Source organism: Arthrobacter sp. NPDC080086 (assembly GCF_040702285.1).
On the sequence record NZ_JBFBKP010000081.1, the window covers coordinates 1 to 18,151 of the forward strand.

At 70.4% G+C, this 18,151-nt stretch carries 15 protein-coding genes; 5 read left to right on the top strand and 10 right to left on the bottom strand.

The features are described from left to right. The coding region (locus tag AB0305_RS19340) for a heavy metal translocating P-type ATPase (RefSeq protein ID WP_366173693.1) at positions 1-1,981 on the top strand (1,981 nt) is incomplete at its 5' end. Positions 1,982-2,058: 77 nt separating this feature from the next. Here AB0305_RS19340 and AB0305_RS19345 read toward each other — a convergent pair. Together AB0305_RS19345 and AB0305_RS19350 are read right to left on the bottom strand one after the other, a co-directional pair. Then, a complete protein-coding gene (locus AB0305_RS19345; protein WP_364135955.1) occupies positions 2,059-3,243 on the bottom strand; it encodes an acyl-CoA desaturase in 1,185 nt (394 codons plus the stop codon). 13 nt (positions 3,244-3,256) lie between these two features. After that, positions 3,257-4,324, bottom strand: coding sequence for a ferredoxin reductase (locus AB0305_RS19350; RefSeq protein WP_364135953.1), 1,068 nt, complete (start codon positions 4,322-4,324; stop codon positions 3,257-3,259). A 97-nt stretch (positions 4,325-4,421) separates the two neighbouring features. Between AB0305_RS19350 and AB0305_RS19355 the strand changes: the two genes are divergently transcribed. Next, on the top strand, positions 4,422-5,624 hold the full coding sequence (locus tag AB0305_RS19355) for a helix-turn-helix domain-containing protein (RefSeq protein WP_364135951.1): 1,203 nt from the start codon (positions 4,422-4,424) through the stop codon (positions 5,622-5,624). Positions 5,625-5,675: 51 nt separating this feature from the next. Here the strand turns inward: AB0305_RS19355 and AB0305_RS19360 are convergent, their stop codons facing one another. Continuing rightward, on the bottom strand, positions 5,676-7,043 hold the full coding sequence (locus AB0305_RS19360) for a GAF domain-containing serine/threonine-protein kinase (protein ID WP_364135948.1): 1,368 nt from the start codon (positions 7,041-7,043) through the stop codon (positions 5,676-5,678). A gap of 186 nt (positions 7,044-7,229) precedes the next feature. After that, positions 7,230-8,843 carry a peptide chain release factor 3 gene (locus tag AB0305_RS19365; RefSeq protein ID WP_290256992.1) on the bottom strand — a complete coding sequence of 538 codons (1,614 nt, stop codon included), beginning with the start codon at positions 8,841-8,843 and terminating at the stop codon, positions 7,230-7,232. Between the two features lie 327 nt (positions 8,844-9,170). On the opposite strand from AB0305_RS19365, the gene disA reads away from it, so the two are divergent. Next, on the top strand, positions 9,171-10,247 hold the full coding sequence (disA, locus tag AB0305_RS19370) for a DNA integrity scanning diadenylate cyclase DisA (RefSeq protein ID WP_290256993.1): 1,077 nt from the start codon (positions 9,171-9,173) through the stop codon (positions 10,245-10,247). A 65-nt stretch (positions 10,248-10,312) separates the two neighbouring features. Here the strand turns inward: disA and AB0305_RS19375 are convergent, their stop codons facing one another. Then, positions 10,313-10,993: a hypothetical protein gene (locus AB0305_RS19375; RefSeq protein ID WP_364135944.1), complete on the bottom strand. Its 681-nt coding sequence runs from the start codon at positions 10,991-10,993 to the stop codon at positions 10,313-10,315. Positions 10,994-11,089: 96 nt separating this feature from the next. Here AB0305_RS19375 and AB0305_RS19380 point away from each other — a divergent pair, with 96 nt between their 5' ends. After that, positions 11,090-12,112, top strand: coding sequence for an A/G-specific adenine glycosylase (locus AB0305_RS19380; RefSeq protein WP_364135942.1), 1,023 nt, complete (start codon positions 11,090-11,092; stop codon positions 12,110-12,112). Between the two features lie 24 nt (positions 12,113-12,136). On the opposite strand, the gene dhaM is transcribed toward AB0305_RS19380, so the two are convergent. The 5 genes from dhaM to AB0305_RS19405 form a co-directional block, all read right to left on the bottom strand. Then, on the bottom strand, positions 12,137-12,808 hold the full coding sequence (gene dhaM, locus AB0305_RS19385) for a dihydroxyacetone kinase phosphoryl donor subunit DhaM (RefSeq protein ID WP_364135940.1): 672 nt from the start codon (positions 12,806-12,808) through the stop codon (positions 12,137-12,139). After that, on the bottom strand, positions 12,805-13,446 hold the full coding sequence (gene dhaL, locus AB0305_RS19390) for a dihydroxyacetone kinase subunit DhaL (RefSeq protein ID WP_290256997.1): 642 nt from the start codon (positions 13,444-13,446) through the stop codon (positions 12,805-12,807). Before dhaL ends, dhaM begins: the two co-directional genes overlap by 4 nt. A 2-nt stretch (positions 13,447-13,448) precedes the next feature. Beyond that, on the bottom strand, positions 13,449-14,450 hold the full coding sequence (gene dhaK, locus AB0305_RS19395; RefSeq protein ID WP_364135937.1) for a dihydroxyacetone kinase subunit DhaK: 1,002 nt from the start codon (positions 14,448-14,450) through the stop codon (positions 13,449-13,451). A gap of 392 nt (positions 14,451-14,842) precedes the next feature. Next, positions 14,843-15,352: an amino-acid N-acetyltransferase gene (locus tag AB0305_RS19400; RefSeq protein WP_290256999.1), complete on the bottom strand. Its 510-nt coding sequence runs from the start codon at positions 15,350-15,352 to the stop codon at positions 14,843-14,845. 58 nt (positions 15,353-15,410) lie between these two features. Further along, entirely contained in the window at positions 15,411-17,531 is a 2,121-nt protein-coding gene (locus AB0305_RS19405) for an alpha/beta fold hydrolase (RefSeq protein WP_364135935.1), read from the bottom strand. A gap of 124 nt (positions 17,532-17,655) precedes the next feature. Between AB0305_RS19405 and AB0305_RS19410 the strand changes: the two genes are divergently transcribed. After that, the gene (locus tag AB0305_RS19410; protein ID WP_364135932.1) at positions 17,656-18,102 is read left to right on the top strand and encodes a Rieske (2Fe-2S) protein; all 447 of its coding nucleotides are present in this window, start codon (positions 17,656-17,658) and stop codon (positions 18,100-18,102) included. Positions 18,103-18,151: the final 49 nt, after the last annotated feature.

Sequence of the window (18,151 nt, forward strand, 5' to 3'; positions counted from 1 at the left end):
GCATGCCGGGCACAGCGTGGCGATGTTCCGGAACAAGTTCTGGCTGAACCTGGTTCTGTCCGTCCCCGTGGTCCTGTTCAGCCCGATGTTCGGCCACCTGCTGGGCTACGAACCCCCGCAGTTTCCCGGCTCCGCCTGGATTCCGCCGGTGCTGGGCACGGTGGTCTTCCTGTACGGCGGCCAGCCGTTCCTCAAGGGCGGCGTCAGCGAGCTGAAGTCCCGCAAGCCCGGCATGATGCTCCTGATCGCTATGGCCATTACGGTCGCCTTCCTCGCGTCCTGGGCGACCAGCCTGGGCCTCGGCGGCTTCGACCTCGATTTCTGGTGGGAGCTGGCGCTCCTGGTGGTCATCATGCTGCTGGGCCACTGGATCGAAATGCGCGCCCTGGGCTCGGCGCAGGGGGCCCTCGATGCCCTGGCCGCCCTGCTGCCCGACGAGGCGGAACGGGTCACGGACGGCGGCACCGAGACGGTGAAGGTCTCCGACCTGGCCGAAGGGGACACGATCCTGGTCCGCCCCGGCGGCCGGATGCCCGCCGACGGCGAGGTGACGGAAGGCCAGGCCGAGTTCGACGAATCGATGATCACCGGCGAGTCCCGCACCGTCCTGCGCTCCCCCGGTGACGCCGTCGTGGCCGGGACCATCGCGACGGACAACAGCGTCCGGGTAAGGGTCTCGGCCACCGGCGAGGACACCGCACTGGCGGGGATTCAGCGGCTGGTGGCCGAGGCGCAGTCCTCCTCCTCGAAGGCCCAGGCCCTCGCGGACCGGGCGGCGGCGTTCCTGTTCTACTTCGCCGCAGGCGCCGGCGTCGTGACCTTCATCGCCTGGACGCTGCTGGGCAGCCTGGCCGACGCCGTCGAACGCACCGTCACCGTCCTGGTCATCGCCTGCCCGCACGCCCTGGGCCTGGCCATCCCGCTGGTGATCGCCATCTCCACGGAGCGGGCCGCGCGTGCCGGCGTCCTGATTAAAAACCGGATGGCCCTGGAGCGGATGCGCACCGTCGACGTGGTCCTCTTCGACAAGACCGGAACGCTCACCAAGGGCGCCCCGGAAGTCCGGGATGTGGCCGCTGCGGAGGGTTCGGACCGGGACGAGGTCCTGGCGTTGGCGGCCGCGGTGGAGGCCGACAGCGAGCACCCGGTGGCCCGTGCAATCGTCACCGCCGCCCGCGGACGCGGGCTCGATGTTCCGGCGGCCAGGGACTTCACCTCCCTGACCGGCCGCGGCGTCCGGGCCGACGTCGGCGGCCGCCGGCTCCACGTCGGCGGACCGGCGCTGCTGAAGGAACTGGGCCTGGCGGAGCCCGCGGACCTGGCGGCAGCCACCTCCGGGTGGGTCCGCCGCGGCGCGGCCGTCCTGCACCTGGTGGAGGGCGACCGGGTGCTGGGCGCAGTCGGCCTCGAGGACGCCGTGCGGGAGGAATCCCGGCAGGCGGTCGAGGCCCTGCAGCGCCGCGGCATCAGGGTGGCAATGATCACCGGCGATGCCCGGCAGGTGGCGGATGCCGTGGCGGAAGAACTCGGCATCGATGAGGTCTTCGCCGAGGTCCTGCCGGCGGACAAGGACAAGAAGGTTGCCGAACTGCAGGCCCGGGGATTGAAGGTGGCCATGGTGGGCGACGGCGTGAACGACTCCCCCGCCCTGGCCCGGGCCGAGGTGGGCATCGCGATCGGCGGCGGCACGGACGTGGCGGTGGAATCCGCCGGGGTGGTGCTGGCCGGCAACGATCCCCGGGCGGTGCTGTCCATGGTGGACCTGTCCCGGGCGAGCTACCGGAAGATGTGGCAGAACCTCATCTGGGCCACCGGCTACAACGTCCTCGCCGTGCCCCTCGCCGCCGGAGTCCTCGCCTTCGCCGGGTTCGTCCTCTCCCCCGCCGCCGGCGCCATCCTGATGTCCGCCTCGACGGTGGTGGTTGCGCTGAACGCCCAGTGGCTGCGGCGCCTGACCCTCAACCCGGCCCAGGTGCGCTAGGCCGAACAGACACGAAAAGGGGCGTCCGCCGGAATGGCGGGCGCCCCTTTTCGGGTCAAACGGGAACTACGAAGCTGCTAGGCCTTCTTCGGCGGCAGGGCGAGCTTAAAGATCTTGGCCCAGGTGGAGCCGACCTGCTTCCACATGGGGCCGGTGTTGTAGGGCAGGTTGTACCGGCGGCAGATGTCCCTGACCTTGGGCGCAACCTCGGCGTACCGGTTGGACGGCAGGTCCGGGAAGAGGTGGTGCTCGATCTGGTGCGAGAGGTTGCCGGTCATCAGGTGCATGAACGGTGAGCCGGAGATGTTGGCCGAGCCGATCATCTGGCGCACGTACCAGTCGCCGCGGGTCTCGCCGTCGACCATTTCCTCCGTGAAGGTGTCCGTGCCGTCCGGGAAGTGTCCGCAGAAGATCACCGCGTGGGCCCAGACGTTGCGGATGGCATTGGCGGCCAGGGTGCCGTAGAGGGCCTGCTTGCCGGAGCCGCTGAGCATGGCGACGGCGGGAGTTGCGGCGTAGTCCTTGGTGAACTGCTTGACCGCCTTGATGCCGAGGGCCTTCAGGTCCTTGACCAGGGCCTCCTTACTCTTCTTGCCCTCGCGGTATTCCACGAGCTCCAGATCGTAGACGGCGATGCCCCATTCGAAGACCGGGGCCAGCAGGGCGTTGTAGACCGGGTTGCCCAGGTTGAAGGGCTTCCATTCCTGCTGCGGATCCATCCGGAGCAGGTTGTATCCGATGTCGTTGTCCTTGCCGACCACGTTGGTCCAGCGGTGGTGGAGGTCGTTATGGGTGTGCTGCCAGGACCGGGACGGGGTGACGAAATCCCATTCCCAAGTGGTGGAGTGGATGTCCGGATCGCGCATCCAGTCCCACTGGCCGTGCAGGATGTTGTGGCCCAGTTCCATGTTCTCGAGGATCTTGGCGAGGCTCAGCAGGGTGGTGCCGGTGGCCCATGCCGCCTTGTTCTTGCTCACCAGCAAGGCCGCTCGGCCGGAGATCTCGAGCCCGCGCTGGATCTTGATCATCCGGCGGATGTACGCGGCGTCCTCGGCGCCGCGCTTGGCCAGCACCGCGTCCCGGATGGCATCCAGCTCGCGGCCGAGTTCCGCGACCTGTTCGTCGGAGAGGTGGGCGGCGGCCGGCGGCCGGACCAGCGGGCTGCCGGTTTCGGCCAGGGCGCCCTTGCGGGGCTTGGCGACGGCGGCTGCCGGAGCGGCGGCTTCGCCGTCGACGGTGGGCTTTTCTGCAAGCGTGGTCATAGGGTGGCTCTCCTCAGAGGTCGAGGTTCACGGGCCCGGCGGCTGCCGAGACACACGTCTGGATAAGTTGGCCGGGCTCGCCGTGCACCTCGCCGCTGCGAAGGTCACGGACCTGGCCGGCCCGGAGCGGGGTCAGGCAGCTGTGGCAGATGCCCATGCGGCAACCGCTGGGCATCAGCACGCCGGCGTCCTCACCGACGTCGAGCAACGGCGTGGCGCCGTCGGCCTCGACCTCACGGTCGGAGGCCTCGAAGGTGACCAGGCCGCCGTCATGCCCCTCGCCGCCGCCCAGGTTGGTGCTGAAGCGTTCAATCGTGAGGTCGGTTCCGGGCTCGTTGGTGCCCGATTCGATCGCCCAGAGCGATTCGGCATCGTCAAGGAACCCCTCCGGACCGCAGGCGTAGGCGGCCCGGTCCCGCCAGTCCGGGCACAGCCGGTCCAGCTCGGTGCTGGAGCTGAAGTCCGCCCGGCCACGTTCGCCGGTGAACCAGTGGGTCACCGTGAAATTGGGGAACTGGTCGGCTAGCTCGGCGAGCTCCTCCAGGAAGATCGAGTCCTCCCGGGTCCGGGCGGTGTGGATGAGGACGACGTCGGCATCGGGCCGGTGCGGGACCAGCGTGCGGATCATGGACATCACCGGGGTGATGCCGCTGCCGGCGGTGAGCATCAGCAGGGGCCGCGGGTGCTCGGGGAGGACGAAGTGGCCCTGCGGCGGAGCCAGGAACAGTACGTCACCGGGCTTGGTGTTGCGGACCAGCGCGCCGGAGACGGCGCCCATGTCCGTGACCGTGATGGCGGGATCCTCGCCTGCGGGTGCGCTGAGCGAGTAGGAACGCCACTGGCGGACGCCGTTGAGTTCGACGCCGATGCGGGCCCACTGACCGGCGCGGTGCGCCTGCCAGCCGCGGCCGGGATGGAAAAAGATGGTGGCGGAGTCGGCCGTTTCCGGGACCACCCTGGTGACCACGCCGCGCAGTTGGCGGGCGGAAAACACGGGGTTGAATAGCGACAGAATGTCTTCTGGGGCTAGCGGGGTGGTCAGCAGAGATGCGGCGCGCGCCAGCTTACGGAGCCGGATCATTTATCAAGTGTATGTCGGCAGGAGTCATAATTCTTCACCCAGGGCATACGATCGAGATGTAGAAACTATCTCTCCACAACAGTTTTTGGAGTCCACCATGGATGCGGCACCCACCTCCGGCACCGGCTACCCCGCCTATGACCCGCCCTGGCTGGCCCTGCCCACGGAGGTCAGCGACGTGCTCCGGCCCCGGATGCCGGGCATCGTGGAGGCCATCATCGACGCGGTGCCGCAACTGGTGCCGGCCTACGCCCGTCCCATCGAGGGCCGCTTCGGCCGGGGGCTGAGGCGCGGGGTGGCCGCGGCCCTGGACCGCTTCCTGCAGCTGCCCGGCACGGCGCTGCCGGCTCTCTCGGAGGAAAGCCGGGAGCTGGTGGCAGGGCTTGGCAGCGGCGAATTCCGCCAGGGCAGGAGCATGGACGCGCTGCTGAGCGCCTACCGGATGGGCGCCCGGGTGACGTTCCGGGAGATGTCCAAGGTCTCGATGGAGCAGCACTTGGGCCAGAACGTGGTGGTGGACCTGGGCGAATCGATTTTGGCCTACATCGACGAGCTGTCCGCCGTCAGCGCCGAGGCCTACGCGTTCGAACAGTCGGAGCGGGCGGGCGCGGTGGACCGCCGCCGGACTGAACTGCTGGACCTGCTGCTGCTCGGCCAGGCGGACGAGGCGGCCCTCCGCCAGACCGCCGCGATGGCCGACTGGGCGCTGCCGCGGCGGATGTGCGTGGTGACGCTGCCGCTGGACCGGGCGGCGGGCCTGCGACTGCGGCTGGGCCCCGGGACCCTGGTGATCGAACGGGAGACCGACGCCGTCGTGCTGGTCCCCGCGCCCCGTTCGGCGGCCGCGCGGCGGGACGTGGACAACGCGCTGCGCGGCCGCGGTGCCGCGGTGGGGCCGGCCGGGGGCTGGGAAAAGGTGCCCGACTCACTGCGTCTGGCCGTGCTGGCCGCGTCGGTCCTGCCGCACCGCGACGGCCCGGAGGATCCACCAATCTGGGCGGACGAGCACCTGGCCGCAGTGGTGCTGGGCGCCGAACCGTCGGCCATCGCCGAGCTGGCCAGCCGGCGTCTGGCGCCGCTGGAGGGACTCCGTCCCGCGCAGCGCGAACGGCTGGCCGAGACGCTGCTGTCCTGGCTCCGGCATTGGGGCCAGCGGGGCCCGGTGGCCGCGGAGCTCGGGATCCACCCGCAGACCGTGGGGTACCGCGCGGTACAGCTGCGGGAGCTGTTCGGCGACGCGCTGGAGGACCCGGTGGCGCGCTTCGAGCTGGAACTGGCGCTGAACGCGGGCAGGCGCTAGCTCAGCAGGCACTAGCGGCGCCGGTTGCGCTGCCTCCCTGGCCCGGGCGGATCAGCCCGCGGCCAGCTCCCGGCCGCGCAGCCTCAGCTCCAGGTCGTTCATGACCAGGGCGGCCAAATCCTCGAGCGTGCGGGTCTCCTCCTCGCTGAAGTCCCGGGGCTCCCGGTCCAGGATGCAGAAGGTGCCCAGGTTGTAGCCGTCGGGGGTCCGCAGCGGGATGCCGGCGTAGAACTGCAGCCCGAAGTCGCCGGCCACCAAGGGATTGGCGAGGGTCCGCGCGTCGTGGGTGGCATCGTTGACGATCCAGGGGCCGTCCTGGAGGATGGCCGAGGCGCAGAGCCCTGGGTCGCGGCCGATCTCGCTCACGTCGGTGCCGTGGTGTGCCTTGAACCAGATCCGGTCGTGGTCGACGATGCTGATGATCGCCACCGGCACGGAGAAGACACGGGCGGCCAGCGCCGCGATCCGGTCGAAGGAGCCGTCCGCGGGCGTGTCCAGGATGCCGTAGCGCTCCACGGCCAGCATCCTTCCGGCCTCGTCGGGCACCGGGGCCCCACGGCGCCGCCGTCCGGAGGTGCTGATGATTTCCTGGCGCAGGGCCAGCGCCACCTCCCTTGCCGCGGGCCGATCGGCCGGGTCCCTGGAGAGCATGGAGGCGAGCAGTTCCGCCCATTTCGGCGCGAGCCCGTCGGGGATTTTCGGGTCGTGAAGGAGCCGCGCGACGGCGGACTGGATCGGCGCGCCGGGGTAAGCCATGTTTCCGGTGAGGCCCTCCAACAGCACCAGACCCAGGGAGTAAACGTCGCTGGCGGGACCGGCCGGGCCGCCTGAGGCCTGCTCGGGGCTGAGGTAGGCGGGCGTTCCGGAGGTGCCGCCGTCTTCCGCGTCGTCCTCCGGAGCATCCGCGAAACAGGCGACGCCGAAGTCGGTGAGCTTGGCCCGCGGCCTGCGGTCCTGGTTGCTGTAGTCCACCAGCAGGACGTTTCCGGGTTTGACGTCCCGGTGCACCACGCCGTGGTGGTGGATGTAGGACAGGCCTTCGGCCAGGTCGTAGCCGATGTGTGCCATATGCGCGGCAGAGAGCGGCCCGCGCAGGGTTCGGTGCCGCAGGTCCTGGCCCGGCACGAACTCCATCACCAGGTAACTGAGTTCCTGGCCGTCGTCGTCGTGGTCCGAACCGGCGTCCAGCAGCATCACCAGGGCATGGTGGCTCATTCCGGCGAGGATGCGGGCCTCCTGCCGCTGCAGCCGGACGGCACCGGGGCCTTCCGGGTCGGCGCGGAAGAGTTTCACGGCTACCTCTCGGCGCAGCTGCTGGTCGTAGCACCGGTAGACGGTGGACTGGCTTCCCCGGCCGATCAGGGACTCAATCCGGTAGCGCCCTCCAAACAGGGAGCCCGGTTCGATGGTGATGGTCAACGCGTGTAGGTGTTCCCTCGTTCGGGGTCCGCTGAACCTCGGCGGATCGGTGCTGTGAGCTGGCCTGGGGCCGGCGCCCGCAAATTAGCAAGGTTACTTATGATAACGCGGAATCGCCGGAATGATAGGGGCCGCGGCGTTTATTTCGCCGCGGTCCCCGGGCGTCCGGGCCAGGTGATGCGGTGGCTACTTCGCGGGGTTGTGGGTGCCGATCGGGACCAGCGTCAGGTCCGGCAGGTTCTTCTCGATCCGCCGCAGCGCCCACACGTCGTTGAAGAGGGCCAGGTACTCGCCGTCGGAGCGCAGCAGCACCTCCGCGCCGGTGACGTTGGCCAGCGCGGGCATGGCGTCCGCCGTCGTAATCCGGGCCAGCGAGTAAGGCAGCCGCTCCAGCCGCATCGGGGCGCTGAAGTCGTGGGCCATCCGGTCCTCGACCACCTCGAACTGCATGGGGCCGACTGCGGCGAGCACGGGTGCCTGGTCGCCGCGGATGTCCGAGCGGAGCACCTGGATGACGCCCTCGTGCTCGAGCTGTTCGATGCCGCGGCGGAATTGCTTGAAGCGGCTGGGGTCCTTGGAGCGGGCCACCTGGAAGTGTTCCGGCGCGAACAGCGGGATCGCGGGGAATTCCACCGGCTGCTCCAGGAACAGGCTGTCACCCACCCGCAGCGCGGAGGCGTTGACCAGGCCCACGACGTCGCCGGGGAAGGCCTCGTCGATCACCTCGCGTTCGCGGCCGAAGACCTGCTGGGCGTACTTGGTGGCGAAGGACTTCCCGGTGCGGCCCTGGGTGACCACCATGCCGCGTTCGAAAACGCCGGAGCAGACCCGGATGAAGGCGACGTGGTCGCGGTGGGCCTTGTTCATGCCGGCCTGGACCTTGAAGACGAAGCCGGCGAACGGGGCGTCCACCGGCCGCGGGTCGCCGTCGACGTCGGGGCGGGGTGCGGCGGGCGGGGCGAAGTCCACCAGCGCATCCAGGATCTCCTTGACGCCGAAGTTGAGCGCCGCGGAGCTGAAGAGGATGGGCGTGGCCTTGCCGGCGTGGAAGGCCTCGACGTCGAACGCGAGGTTGGACTCGATGACCAACCCGGCCTCGTCCACCGCGTTGGACCAGTCATCGCCCTGGCTCTCGGCGGCCTCTTCCGGGGTGAAGTAGTCGGTCAGGGCGATGTTGGCGCCGGCGTTGTTGCGCTGGAACCGGGCGAAGCGGTCGTTGCGCAGGTCCCAGACGCCGCGGAAGTCGCCGGAGATGCCCACGGCCCACGTCAGCGGCATGGGCTGCAGACCGGTGCGCTCGGTGATCTCGTCCATCAGCGCCAGCGCGTCCAGGCCGGGGCGGTCCCACTTGTTGATCACGGTGATGATGGGCAGGTTCCGCTGCTTGCAGACCTCGAAGAGCTTCATGGTCTGGGTTTCCAGGCCCTTGGCCGCGTCCACCAGCATGACGGCGCAGTCAACGGCCGCGAGCACGCGGTAGGTGTCCTCGGAGAAGTCGGCGTGGCCGGGGGTGTCCAGCAGGTTGATGACGGTGTCCCGGTAGGCGAACTGGAGCGCCGCGGAGCTGATGGAGATGCCGCGGTCCTTTTCCATCTGCATCCAGTCGGAGACCGTTTCCTTGCGGTTGGCCTTGCCGCTGGACGCACCGGCGGTGCCGATCACCTTCGCGTGCAGCGCCAGCGCCTCGGTCAGCGTGGACTTACCGGCGTCGGGGTGGGAAATGACTGCGAAGGTCCGGCGCCGGCCCGCCTGCTTGTGAATCTCCTGGACTCGGGCGGGGCTGTGGACATCTTGAGACACGGTGCTACTTTCGCTGCGGCTTGGGGCGGGTTCACTGCGCGGAGAGCCCGCGATACACCCAGGACTCCAGTTTATCGCAGGGGCGGGACAGCCCCGGCGGAGCCCAAAATGCGGTCCGCCGGGGTCCGCGGGAAGAGCACTTTCCGGGCCCCGCCGGAGTGCTCCCATGGACCACTTTGGGGCTTGTCCGTGCGGAAAACGGGGCACCGTACCCCTATGATGGTGCTACCGGGCGACCGGGCATTTTTGTTCTGACCGGCCACCGCGTGAAATCCGCGGATCCGGCGCACAGCAGGCAGCGGCCTGCACCTTTGAAGGGAAACACCCATGGCTCGGAGCCCCGAAGACGCACTCAAGGCGACGCTGGCCAGGGTGGCCCCCGGCACCGCCCTTCGGGACGGGCTAGAACGGATCCTGCGCGGCCGCACCGGCGCGCTGATCGTGCTGGGCATGGACCGGACCATCGAATCCATCTGCTCCGGTGGGTTCGAGATCGGCATCGACTTCTCCCCCACCCGGTTGCGGGAACTGGCGAAAATGGACGGCGCGATCGTCTGTGACAAGGACGCCAGCAACATCCTGCGCGCCGGAGTGCAGCTGGTGCCCGATTCCAGCATCGAGACCCAGGAGACCGGCACCCGGCACCGGACCGCCGAGCGCGTCGCCATCCAGACCGGCGTGCCGGTCATCTCCGTGAGCCAGTCGATGCAGATCATCGCCCTGTACGTCAACGGGCTGCGGCACGTGCTGGAGGGCTCCGAGAAGGTCCTGGCCCGCGCCAACCAGGCCCTCGCCACCCTTGAGCGGTACCGGTCGCGGCTGGACCAGGTCACCAGTTCCCTGTCCGCCCTGGAAATCGAGGCGATGGTGACCGTCCGCGACGTCGCCGTGACCCTGCAGCGCCAGGAGATGGTCCGCCGGATCTCCGAGGAAATTTCCCAGTACGTGCTGGAACTCGGCGAGGACGGCCGCCTCTTGTCGTTGCAGCTGGACGAGCTCACCGTGGGCCGCGGTCCCGGCAGCGACGTGATCATCCGGGACTACTCGGGCCCGCACGCCTCGGTCGAGGACATCGACAAGGCCGTCAAGGCCCTCGTCAGCCTGGATTCGACGGAGCTGATCGACCTAGGCAAGATCGCCGGGATCGTCGGGTTCGCCGGCGGGGAGGCCAACCTCGACGCCGTCGTCCAGCCGCGCGGCTACCGGTTGCTGTCCGGGCTGAAGGCGGTCCCGAAGGCCGTGGCCGACCGGCTGGTGGACCACTTCGGCGGCCTGCAGTTCCTGATGGCGGCCACCATCGATGACCTGATGACCGTGGACGGGATCGGCGACCAGCGCGCCCGGACCGTCCGCGAGGGCCTGAGCCGGATGGCGGAGGCCAGCCTGCTGGACCGGTTCCTCTAAACCGGCTCCGCTAAACCGGCTCCCTCAACCGGCTCCGCCGGGTTTTCTCCTCGAGACCGGCAGGCTTAGCCGAGCTGGAAGACGGCCTTGGGGCTGGTCTTGTTCCCCAGCCGCGCCGTGAAGACGTAGTACGCGCCGCCGCCTCCGGGCTGCGCCGCGACTGCCTTGCACCCGTCGACGGACCGGTTCCGGGCCCACGGGAAGTTGGCCGTCTCGCTCTGGCCGGGTCCGATCGACTTCACCAGGTCGCCGCTCTCGGCCTGGCAGTCCGCCGAGGAGAAGATCCGGTCCGCGCCGCTGGTGACGACGTACTCCATCTGCGAAGTGCCGATATTGACCTCACAGGGGACCTGGTTGCCGTTCGTGACCTTGAGCGTCAGCAGCGGGTTCTCGCCAGGACCGTAGACGGCCTTGTCCGTGGCGGCACTGACGGTGATCAGCTTGTCGTCGCAGGCCGACGTCGGGCTGGGCGTCGCGGAGGCAGTCGGGCTAGCGGACGCTGAGGCGCCGGCGGAGGCCGTCCCGGACGCGGCGGCAGACGCGGTGGCGCCGCTAACGTTGGCGCTGCCTGCCTGCCCTGCGTCGTCGGAAGAGCCGCCGGAAAGGGCATTGGAGACGGACACGACACCGGCCACGGCGAGCGCCAGGACCAGGAGCAGGACGGCGCCAGCAAGGAGGCGTCGACGGCGGTAGACGGCTTTACCCGGTTTCCGGGCCGTACCGCGAGCGTTGCCTTGCCTGACCATTCTTCTAGGCTAGAGAACCGCGCCTCCGATCACGCACCACCACGCCGCTGGTCCGGCTATGGTGCGCGTCTCTATTAAGCTGGTCCGATCAAAACAATGACTCCCTCCCCCGAAACAACGGCCGCCCCCACCGCGCCCGGCTCACCCGCCGCGCAGGCAGTGGGCGCCCCCGCCGCTCCGCCCGCCGGCCGGCTGGCGGAGCTCCACGCTGCCCTGGACTCCTGGTTCGCGGACACGGCCCGGGACCTGCCGTGGCGCGAGGCGGACCGCACCCCCTGGGGCGTCCTGGTCAGCGAGATCATGCTGCAGCAGACCCCGGTAGTGCGGGTGCTTCCGGTGTGGGAGGAGTGGCTGCGGCTCTGGCCCGAACCGGCCGACCTGGCCAAGGAAGCCCCCGGCGAGGCCGTCCGCGCCTGGGGCCGGTTGGGCTATCCGCGGCGCGCCTTGCGGCTGCACGCTGCCGCGGCGGCGATCGTCAATGACCACGACGGCGACGTGCCCGGCACCTACCCGGAGCTGCTGGCGCTGCCCGGCGTCGGAACCTACACCGCGGCTGCCGTCGCCGCCTTCGCCTTCGGCCGCCGCGAAACGGTGGTGGACACCAACATCCGCCGGGTGCACGCCCGGCTGATCGGCGGCGCCGCGCTGCCCGCCCCGGCCCTCACCGCCGCGGAGATGCGCCTCGCGGCGGAGCTGCTGCCCGAGGGCGGGCCGGAATCGGTGCGCTGGAACGCCGCTGTGATGGAACTCGGAGCCCTGGTCTGCACCGCCCGCTCACCGAAGTGCGGGCAGTGTCCGGTCCGGGACGCGTGCGCCTGGCTGGCCGCCGGGGAACCCGCGCCCACTTACACCCCCAAGGGCCAGGCCTGGCACGGCACGGACCGCCAGGTCCGCGGGGCTGTGGTCGCGGTGCTGCGTGTTGCCGAGGCACCGGTGCCCAGGGAGCTGCTGGACCGCGCGCCCGCCGACCTGGGGTTCACGCCTGTCGGGATCGGTATCCCGCTGGCCGCCCTGCACCGGCTGAATGCCCCGCCGGAACAGCTGGAGCGTGCCGTGGCCGGGCTGCTGGCCGACGGCCTGGCAGAACAGCATCCGGCCGGGCTGCAGCTGCCGGCCTGAGCGCCCAGACGAACTAGGTGAAGCCTAGGGCTCACCAAACCCGTCGCTGATGAGTCCGCCCAGGTAGTCGACGGCCTTGACCGCGTCCGGACCGCTGGCCTCGATGTGCAGCACGGTGCCCTGCCCGGCACCCAGCATCATCAGCTCCGTCATGGACTCCCCGTCGACGCCGTTGATGGTGACCGTGGCGTCCATTCCCGCGAGGCTCCCAGCGATCTTGGCGGCCGGCCGGGCGTGCATGCCGGCCTTGTTGACCAGTTCGAAGTCTCCCTGCGCGTCCGGAGCCGCGGCGCTCTCCGCATGGACGTGGTGGTGCTCCGGCGGCCGGTAGACGGCCTCGGCCGCCTCCTTCACGGTCTCCGCGTCGGCTCCGGTCTGCGCGGACACCGCGGCCGCCACCAGGCCCTCGATCAGCGGAGCATCGGCCAGGTGGATGGAACCGGGGTCCGCGGCAAACTCCACGGCAGATTCCGCAGTCATCACGGCGGAGCCCAGGTCCGTGAGGACCACCACGCCCTCGCCGCCGTCGGCCTGTTCCAGCGCGGCCATGACCTTCTCCAAGCTGGTACCGATCCGCCCGTCGTCGGTGCCGCCCGCCGCGATGATGGGCACGTCCGGCGCCATCTGGGCGGCGAGTTCAACGGCGCCCTCGGCGATTTTCGCGCTGTGTGAGACCACCACCAGCCGCACCGTCATGCGGCGCCCTCCGCAGCCTCGGCGGCGGCGCGCAGGATCAGGGCGGTGGACACGGCCCCCGGGTCGCGGTGGCCGATGCTGCGCTCCCCCAGATAGCTGGCGCGGCCCTTCCGCGCCTGCATCGGGTCGGTGGAGACGGCCCCGGCCTCCGCGGCGTCAGCCGCCGCGGCCAGCACACGTCCCGGGCTTCCGCCGTCGGCCCCGGCAGCCGCCGAGCCCGCGTCGACGGCAGGGGTCCAGGCATCCACCATGGTCTTGTCCCCCGATTCGGCCTTGCCGCGGGCCACGATCCCGTCCCGGGCTGCCGTCAGCGCCGTGGCGAGCGTGCCGGCGTCGATGTCCGCGGCGTCACCGAGGGCGGTCGCCGCCCGCAGGAAAGCGGTGCCGTACAGCGGTCCCGCGGCTCCGCCCACCTTGGACATCAGCGTCATGGCGGTCAGCTTCAGCGCGGCTCCGGCGGTTTCCGGGGGCGCCTCGGCGAGCTTGTCCATTACGGCTTTGAAGCCGCGGTCCATGTTCTCGCCGTGGTCCGAGTCCCCGATGGGCCGGTCCAGTTCGATCAGTTCCACCCGGTGCTCGGCCATGGCCTCGGCCGACAAGGTCAGCCAGCGGACGGCCCAGCCGACGTCCAGCCCCACGGTCAGGCGCCCCAGCGCAGGGCCGCGGTGTGCACGGGTGCATCCCAGAGGGCTGTCATCTCGTCGTCGAGCCTCAGAACGGTGATGGAGCAGCCCTGCATCTCGAGGGAGGTGATGTAGTTGCCCACCAGCGAGCGCTCCACGCGCACGCCCTGCTCCTCGAGCCGGTGCACCGCGCGGCGGTAGACGATGTAGAGCTCGCTTTGCGGGGTGCCGCCCATGCCGTTGACGAACAGGAGGACCTTGTCCCCGGACGCCAGGCCCAGGTCGCTGACCACCGGGTCCAGGAGGCGGTCGGTGATGCCGTCCGCGGGCTCCATGGGGATCTTCTGCCGGCCGGGTTCGCCGTGGATGCCAATGCCGATCTCGATCTCGTTGTCCTCCAGCTCGAAGCTGGGGACACCCGCGTGCGGGACCGTGCAGGCGGTCAGCGCCACGCCCATGCTGCGCACGTTCTGGTTGACCCTGTCCCCTATCGCGGCGACGGCATCCAGGTCATCGCCGCGTTCGGCCGCGGCGCCGGCGATCTTCTCGACCAGGACGGTGCCGCCCACGCCCCGCCGCCCGGCGGTGTAGAGCGAGTCCTGCACGGCGACGTCGTCGTTGACCAGCACGGTGCGGACCTCAACTCCCTCGGCCTGGGCGAGTTCGGCAGCGGTCTCGAAGTTCAGCACGTCGCCGGTGTAGTTCTTCACGATGTGGACGACGCCGGCCCCGGAGTTGGAGGCGAGGGTGGCGGGCAGGATCTGGTCCGGCGTCGGCGAGGTGAAGACGGCGCCGGGGACCGCGGCGTCCAGCATGCCCTTCCCGACGTAGCCGCCGTGCAGGGGTTCGTGGCCGCTGCCTCCGCCGGAGACGAGGCCCACTTTCCCGGCCACCGGGGCGTCCTTGCGGACGATGTATTTCGGGTCGGGGTGGACGGTGACGAGGTCCGCGTGGGCGAGCCCGAAGCCCTCCACTGATTCGTCGACCACGGCCTTGGGATCGTTGATGAGTTTCTTCATGGCTGCGCTCCTGGATGGTGTCCTGGCTGCTTTGGTTGAACCCTACTACCGGCGTCCGGCCCGCGGTAGGCTCCGGGGCCGGGCGGGACTGCGGAGGGGAATTCCGGCCACGCGTCCGGCCCCAGTCCCTCCTGCGGGGGCAGCCGCCGGCCGGGGCGCAAGCCGCCGCCGGCTTCACCGCCACCGCCGGCGCCGTCCGTTGCTCCGCCGTCGTAGGCCGGAGCGTCGCACGGCGGCAGCGGAGGGGCGTCCACGGACATCTGGAACGCGGAAAAGTCAGGAAAGATGACACGGTGATGCACAGTCTGCCTCCGGACGACGGCGGCCCTTCCCCGCCGGGCCGGCATCAGTTTATCCACCGAGTGGAGGTGGCGGAAGAGGCCGGGTGGCCCTTACAAGGCGCGGATCATCCGGGTGTTGCCGAGGGTGTTGGGCTTGACCCGGGCCAGGTCCAGGAACTCGGCGACGCCCTCGTCGTGGGAGCGCAGCAGCTCGGAGTAGACCACCGGGTCCACCGCCGTCTGGTCCGCCATGACGGCGAAACCGTGGCGCTTGAAGAACTCCACCTCGAAGGTCAGGCAGAAGACCCGGGAGACGCCCAGCGCGCGGGCGTCGTCCAGCAGGTGCTCCACCAGCTGGTGACCCACGCCCTTGCCGCGCCACGCGTCGGAGGTGGCCAGTGTGCGCACCTCGGCCAGATCCTCCCACATCACGTGCAGCGCGCCGCAGCCGATGACCTCGCCGTCGGGCGATTCGGCGATCCGGAACTCCTGCAGGCTCTCGTAGTAGGCGACCGTCTCCTTCGCCATCAGGATCCGCTGGTCCGCCAGGGGCGCCACGAGGGTCTTGATCGCGGCGACGTCATGGGTGCGGGCAGGGCGGATCCGGATGGGCTCAGTCACAGCCCCATCCTACGGCTCCGCCCCGCCGCCCCCGTGCTTCTCCCGCCTCCCCGCCGGGCTAGACGCCCAGCTCCGCGGGCACCGCGATGTCCTCCTCCAGCAGGTGCCGGGCGAGGAAGTGCTCGATGACGCCGTACCAGACCTTGGCGTGCTGCGGCTGCAGGATCCAGTGGTTTTCGTCCGGGAAGTAGAGGAACCGGTGGTCGGTGCGGCCATCCCCGTCCGCGGCGAGCTGGGACTTGGCGAGCAGCTCGTACCAGAGCCGCAGGCCCTCGCCGATCGGCACCCGATAGTCCTTGTCGCCGTGGATCACCAGCATGGGGGTGCGGATGTTCTCCACGAACAGGTGCGGGGAGTTAGCCGCGGCCATCTCCTCGGTCATTTCCTTCAGCCAGTACTGGGCCGCGTCGGTGGTGGGGCCGAACTGGTCCAGTGCCCAGAGGCTGGCGTGGGTGACGATCGCCTTGAACCGGTCCGTCTGGCCCGCCACCCAGTTGGCCATGTAGCCGCCAAAGGAGCCGCCCATCGCCGCGGTGCGGGTCTGGTCGATGTCCGGCCGGTCCACGACCGCGTCGGTGATGGCCATCAGGTCCGTGAAGGGGGCCTTGCCCCACTCGCCCCAGCCGCTCTGGATGTGGTCCTGGCCGTAGCCGGTGGACAGGGCCGGGTCCGGGAGCAGGACGGCATAGCCCCGGGCCACCAGCAGCCACGGGTTCCAGCGCCAGGTCCAGGCGTTCCAGGAGCCCAGCGGGCCGCCGTGGATCCAGAGCAACAGCGGAGCAGGGCTCTCCGCCGAGGCGTCGTCGGGCAGGGCCAGGTAGGCGGGGACCCGCCGGCCATCCGCGGCGGTGGTTTCCACCCGCTCCAGCCGGCCCGGGTGCGCAGGGCGCCCGGCGGGGGCGGGCAGCCGGGTGACGTCGCCTGAGGCGAGGTCGATCCGGACCGCCTCGGCGGGGAATTCGTAGGAGCTGCGGAGCGCGTAGGCATGCTGCCCGTCCGGTGAGACGACGACGTCGGTGTAGGCCGCGGCGTCGTCGGTCAGCCGGCGCGGTGAAGCGGACGGGGCGCCGGTGCCGGAGTCCGCCACGTCCACCCGGAACACCGGGGTGGCCCCGTCCTCGTCCGCGGTGACCAGCAGGGCCGATCCGTCCGGCAACCAGGCGGCCGGGCGCGGCCAACGGTCCCAGCCTTCCGCCAGCGGGCTGAGCCTCGCGTCGGGTCCGGTGAGGTCCAGCAGGTGCAGCCGGACCTGCGGCGCTTGTTCCGGGGTGGTGTCGGTTTCGCTGAGCACGGCCAGGGTGCTCCCGTCCGGGCTGACGGGGCCGGGGAAGTAGCTCATGCCCGGCTCATCCAGCAGGACGCGGGTGGTGCCGGTGGCGACGTCCACGGCCACCAGGACGATCCGGGAGTCGGCGTTGGCCAGCGGCCGGGTGAAGCTGCTGTAGATGGTCTTCCCGTCCGGGCTGACCGACATATCGGCCTCCCGGAGCCCGCTGCCCGCCTCCGGGGTGAGGTTGCGCAGGGTGGCGGGGGTGGCGGCGTCGACCGTTCCCGGGGTGCCGTTCTCCGGTTCCGTGCCGGGTTCGACGGCGAAGATCCGCGGCTGGCCGGGACCGAGGTCGGCATCCCAGTACCGCACCGGATAGCCGGTGTGCAGGATGGCGGCTACCTTCTTGTCCTTGCGGGCCTTCCGGCGCTCCTCGTCATCGGTTTCGTCCATGGAACCGGCCAGCACCGGGGCGGTGACGAACACGGCGTCGGCGTCCCGGGCGGCCAGCACGCCGCTGACCCCGCCGGCGCGGGAGAGAGCCAGGCGCGCTTCTCCGCCGTCGGCCGGCAGCGCCCAGAGGGCCTTAACGGCGTCGGCGTCGGGGTTCTCCGGGTCGGGTCGCTCGGAGGTGAAGTAGAGGGTGCCGTCGGCGGCGAACGCGGCTCCGGCCTCGCCCTTGGCGCTGCGGGTCAGCCGACGGGCCGGGCGCGTCCCGGCCGGGTCGATCTCCCAGAGCGCGGTGCGGTAGTCGGTGCCCTTATCGTTCAGGGTGGCGACGGAGGTGACCAGGCGCCGGCCGTCCGGGCTCATCGCGAGGCCGCTGAGGCGCGGGATAGCCAGGTAGTGGTCCAGGTCGTGGAAGGGTGTCTGCGGGAGCCCGCCGGTCGAAGGCGTTTCGGTTGAAGGCATGGTCCGATTCAACACCCGATGTGCCCCCGATCACACCGGGTTCACTAAGAGTGAAACAATACTTTCAAGTTTCCGGTGTGTAGGCCCGCAGCCAATTCCCAGCGCCGGTTGGCAGAATGGGGCCATGAATGCTGAACAGATGCTCCCCCGACGTTCCCTGCTGCTTGGCGCCGGAGCAGCCGGCGGCACTGCCCTGACGCTCTCCGCCTGCTCCGGGCCGGAGTCCGACGCGGCCGCCACCAGCGACGCCGCGGCGTCTTCCGTCCCCGCGGGCACCCCCGTGCAGGTGGGGAAGGTCAGCGAGGTCAAGGTGGGCGGGACCGCCACCGGCAAGGTCAACGGCAAGGCCGTGGTGATCTTCCGCCCGGACGAGAAGACCGTCCTGGCCTACGACGCGGCCTGCACCCACGCGGGCTGCCCGGTGGCCCCGGCCGGCGGCGACTTCGAATGCCCCTGCCACGGCTCCTCCTTCAAGGGCAGCGACGGCAGCGTCATCCAGGGCCCGGCCCGCGCGCCGCTGGCCAAGCTGAAGGCCGCGATCGACGGCGAGTGGATCACCGTCACCGCCTGATGACCCGTCGCGGCCCTGGGCGCGGGCCTCGACGCTTTAAGGCTTAACG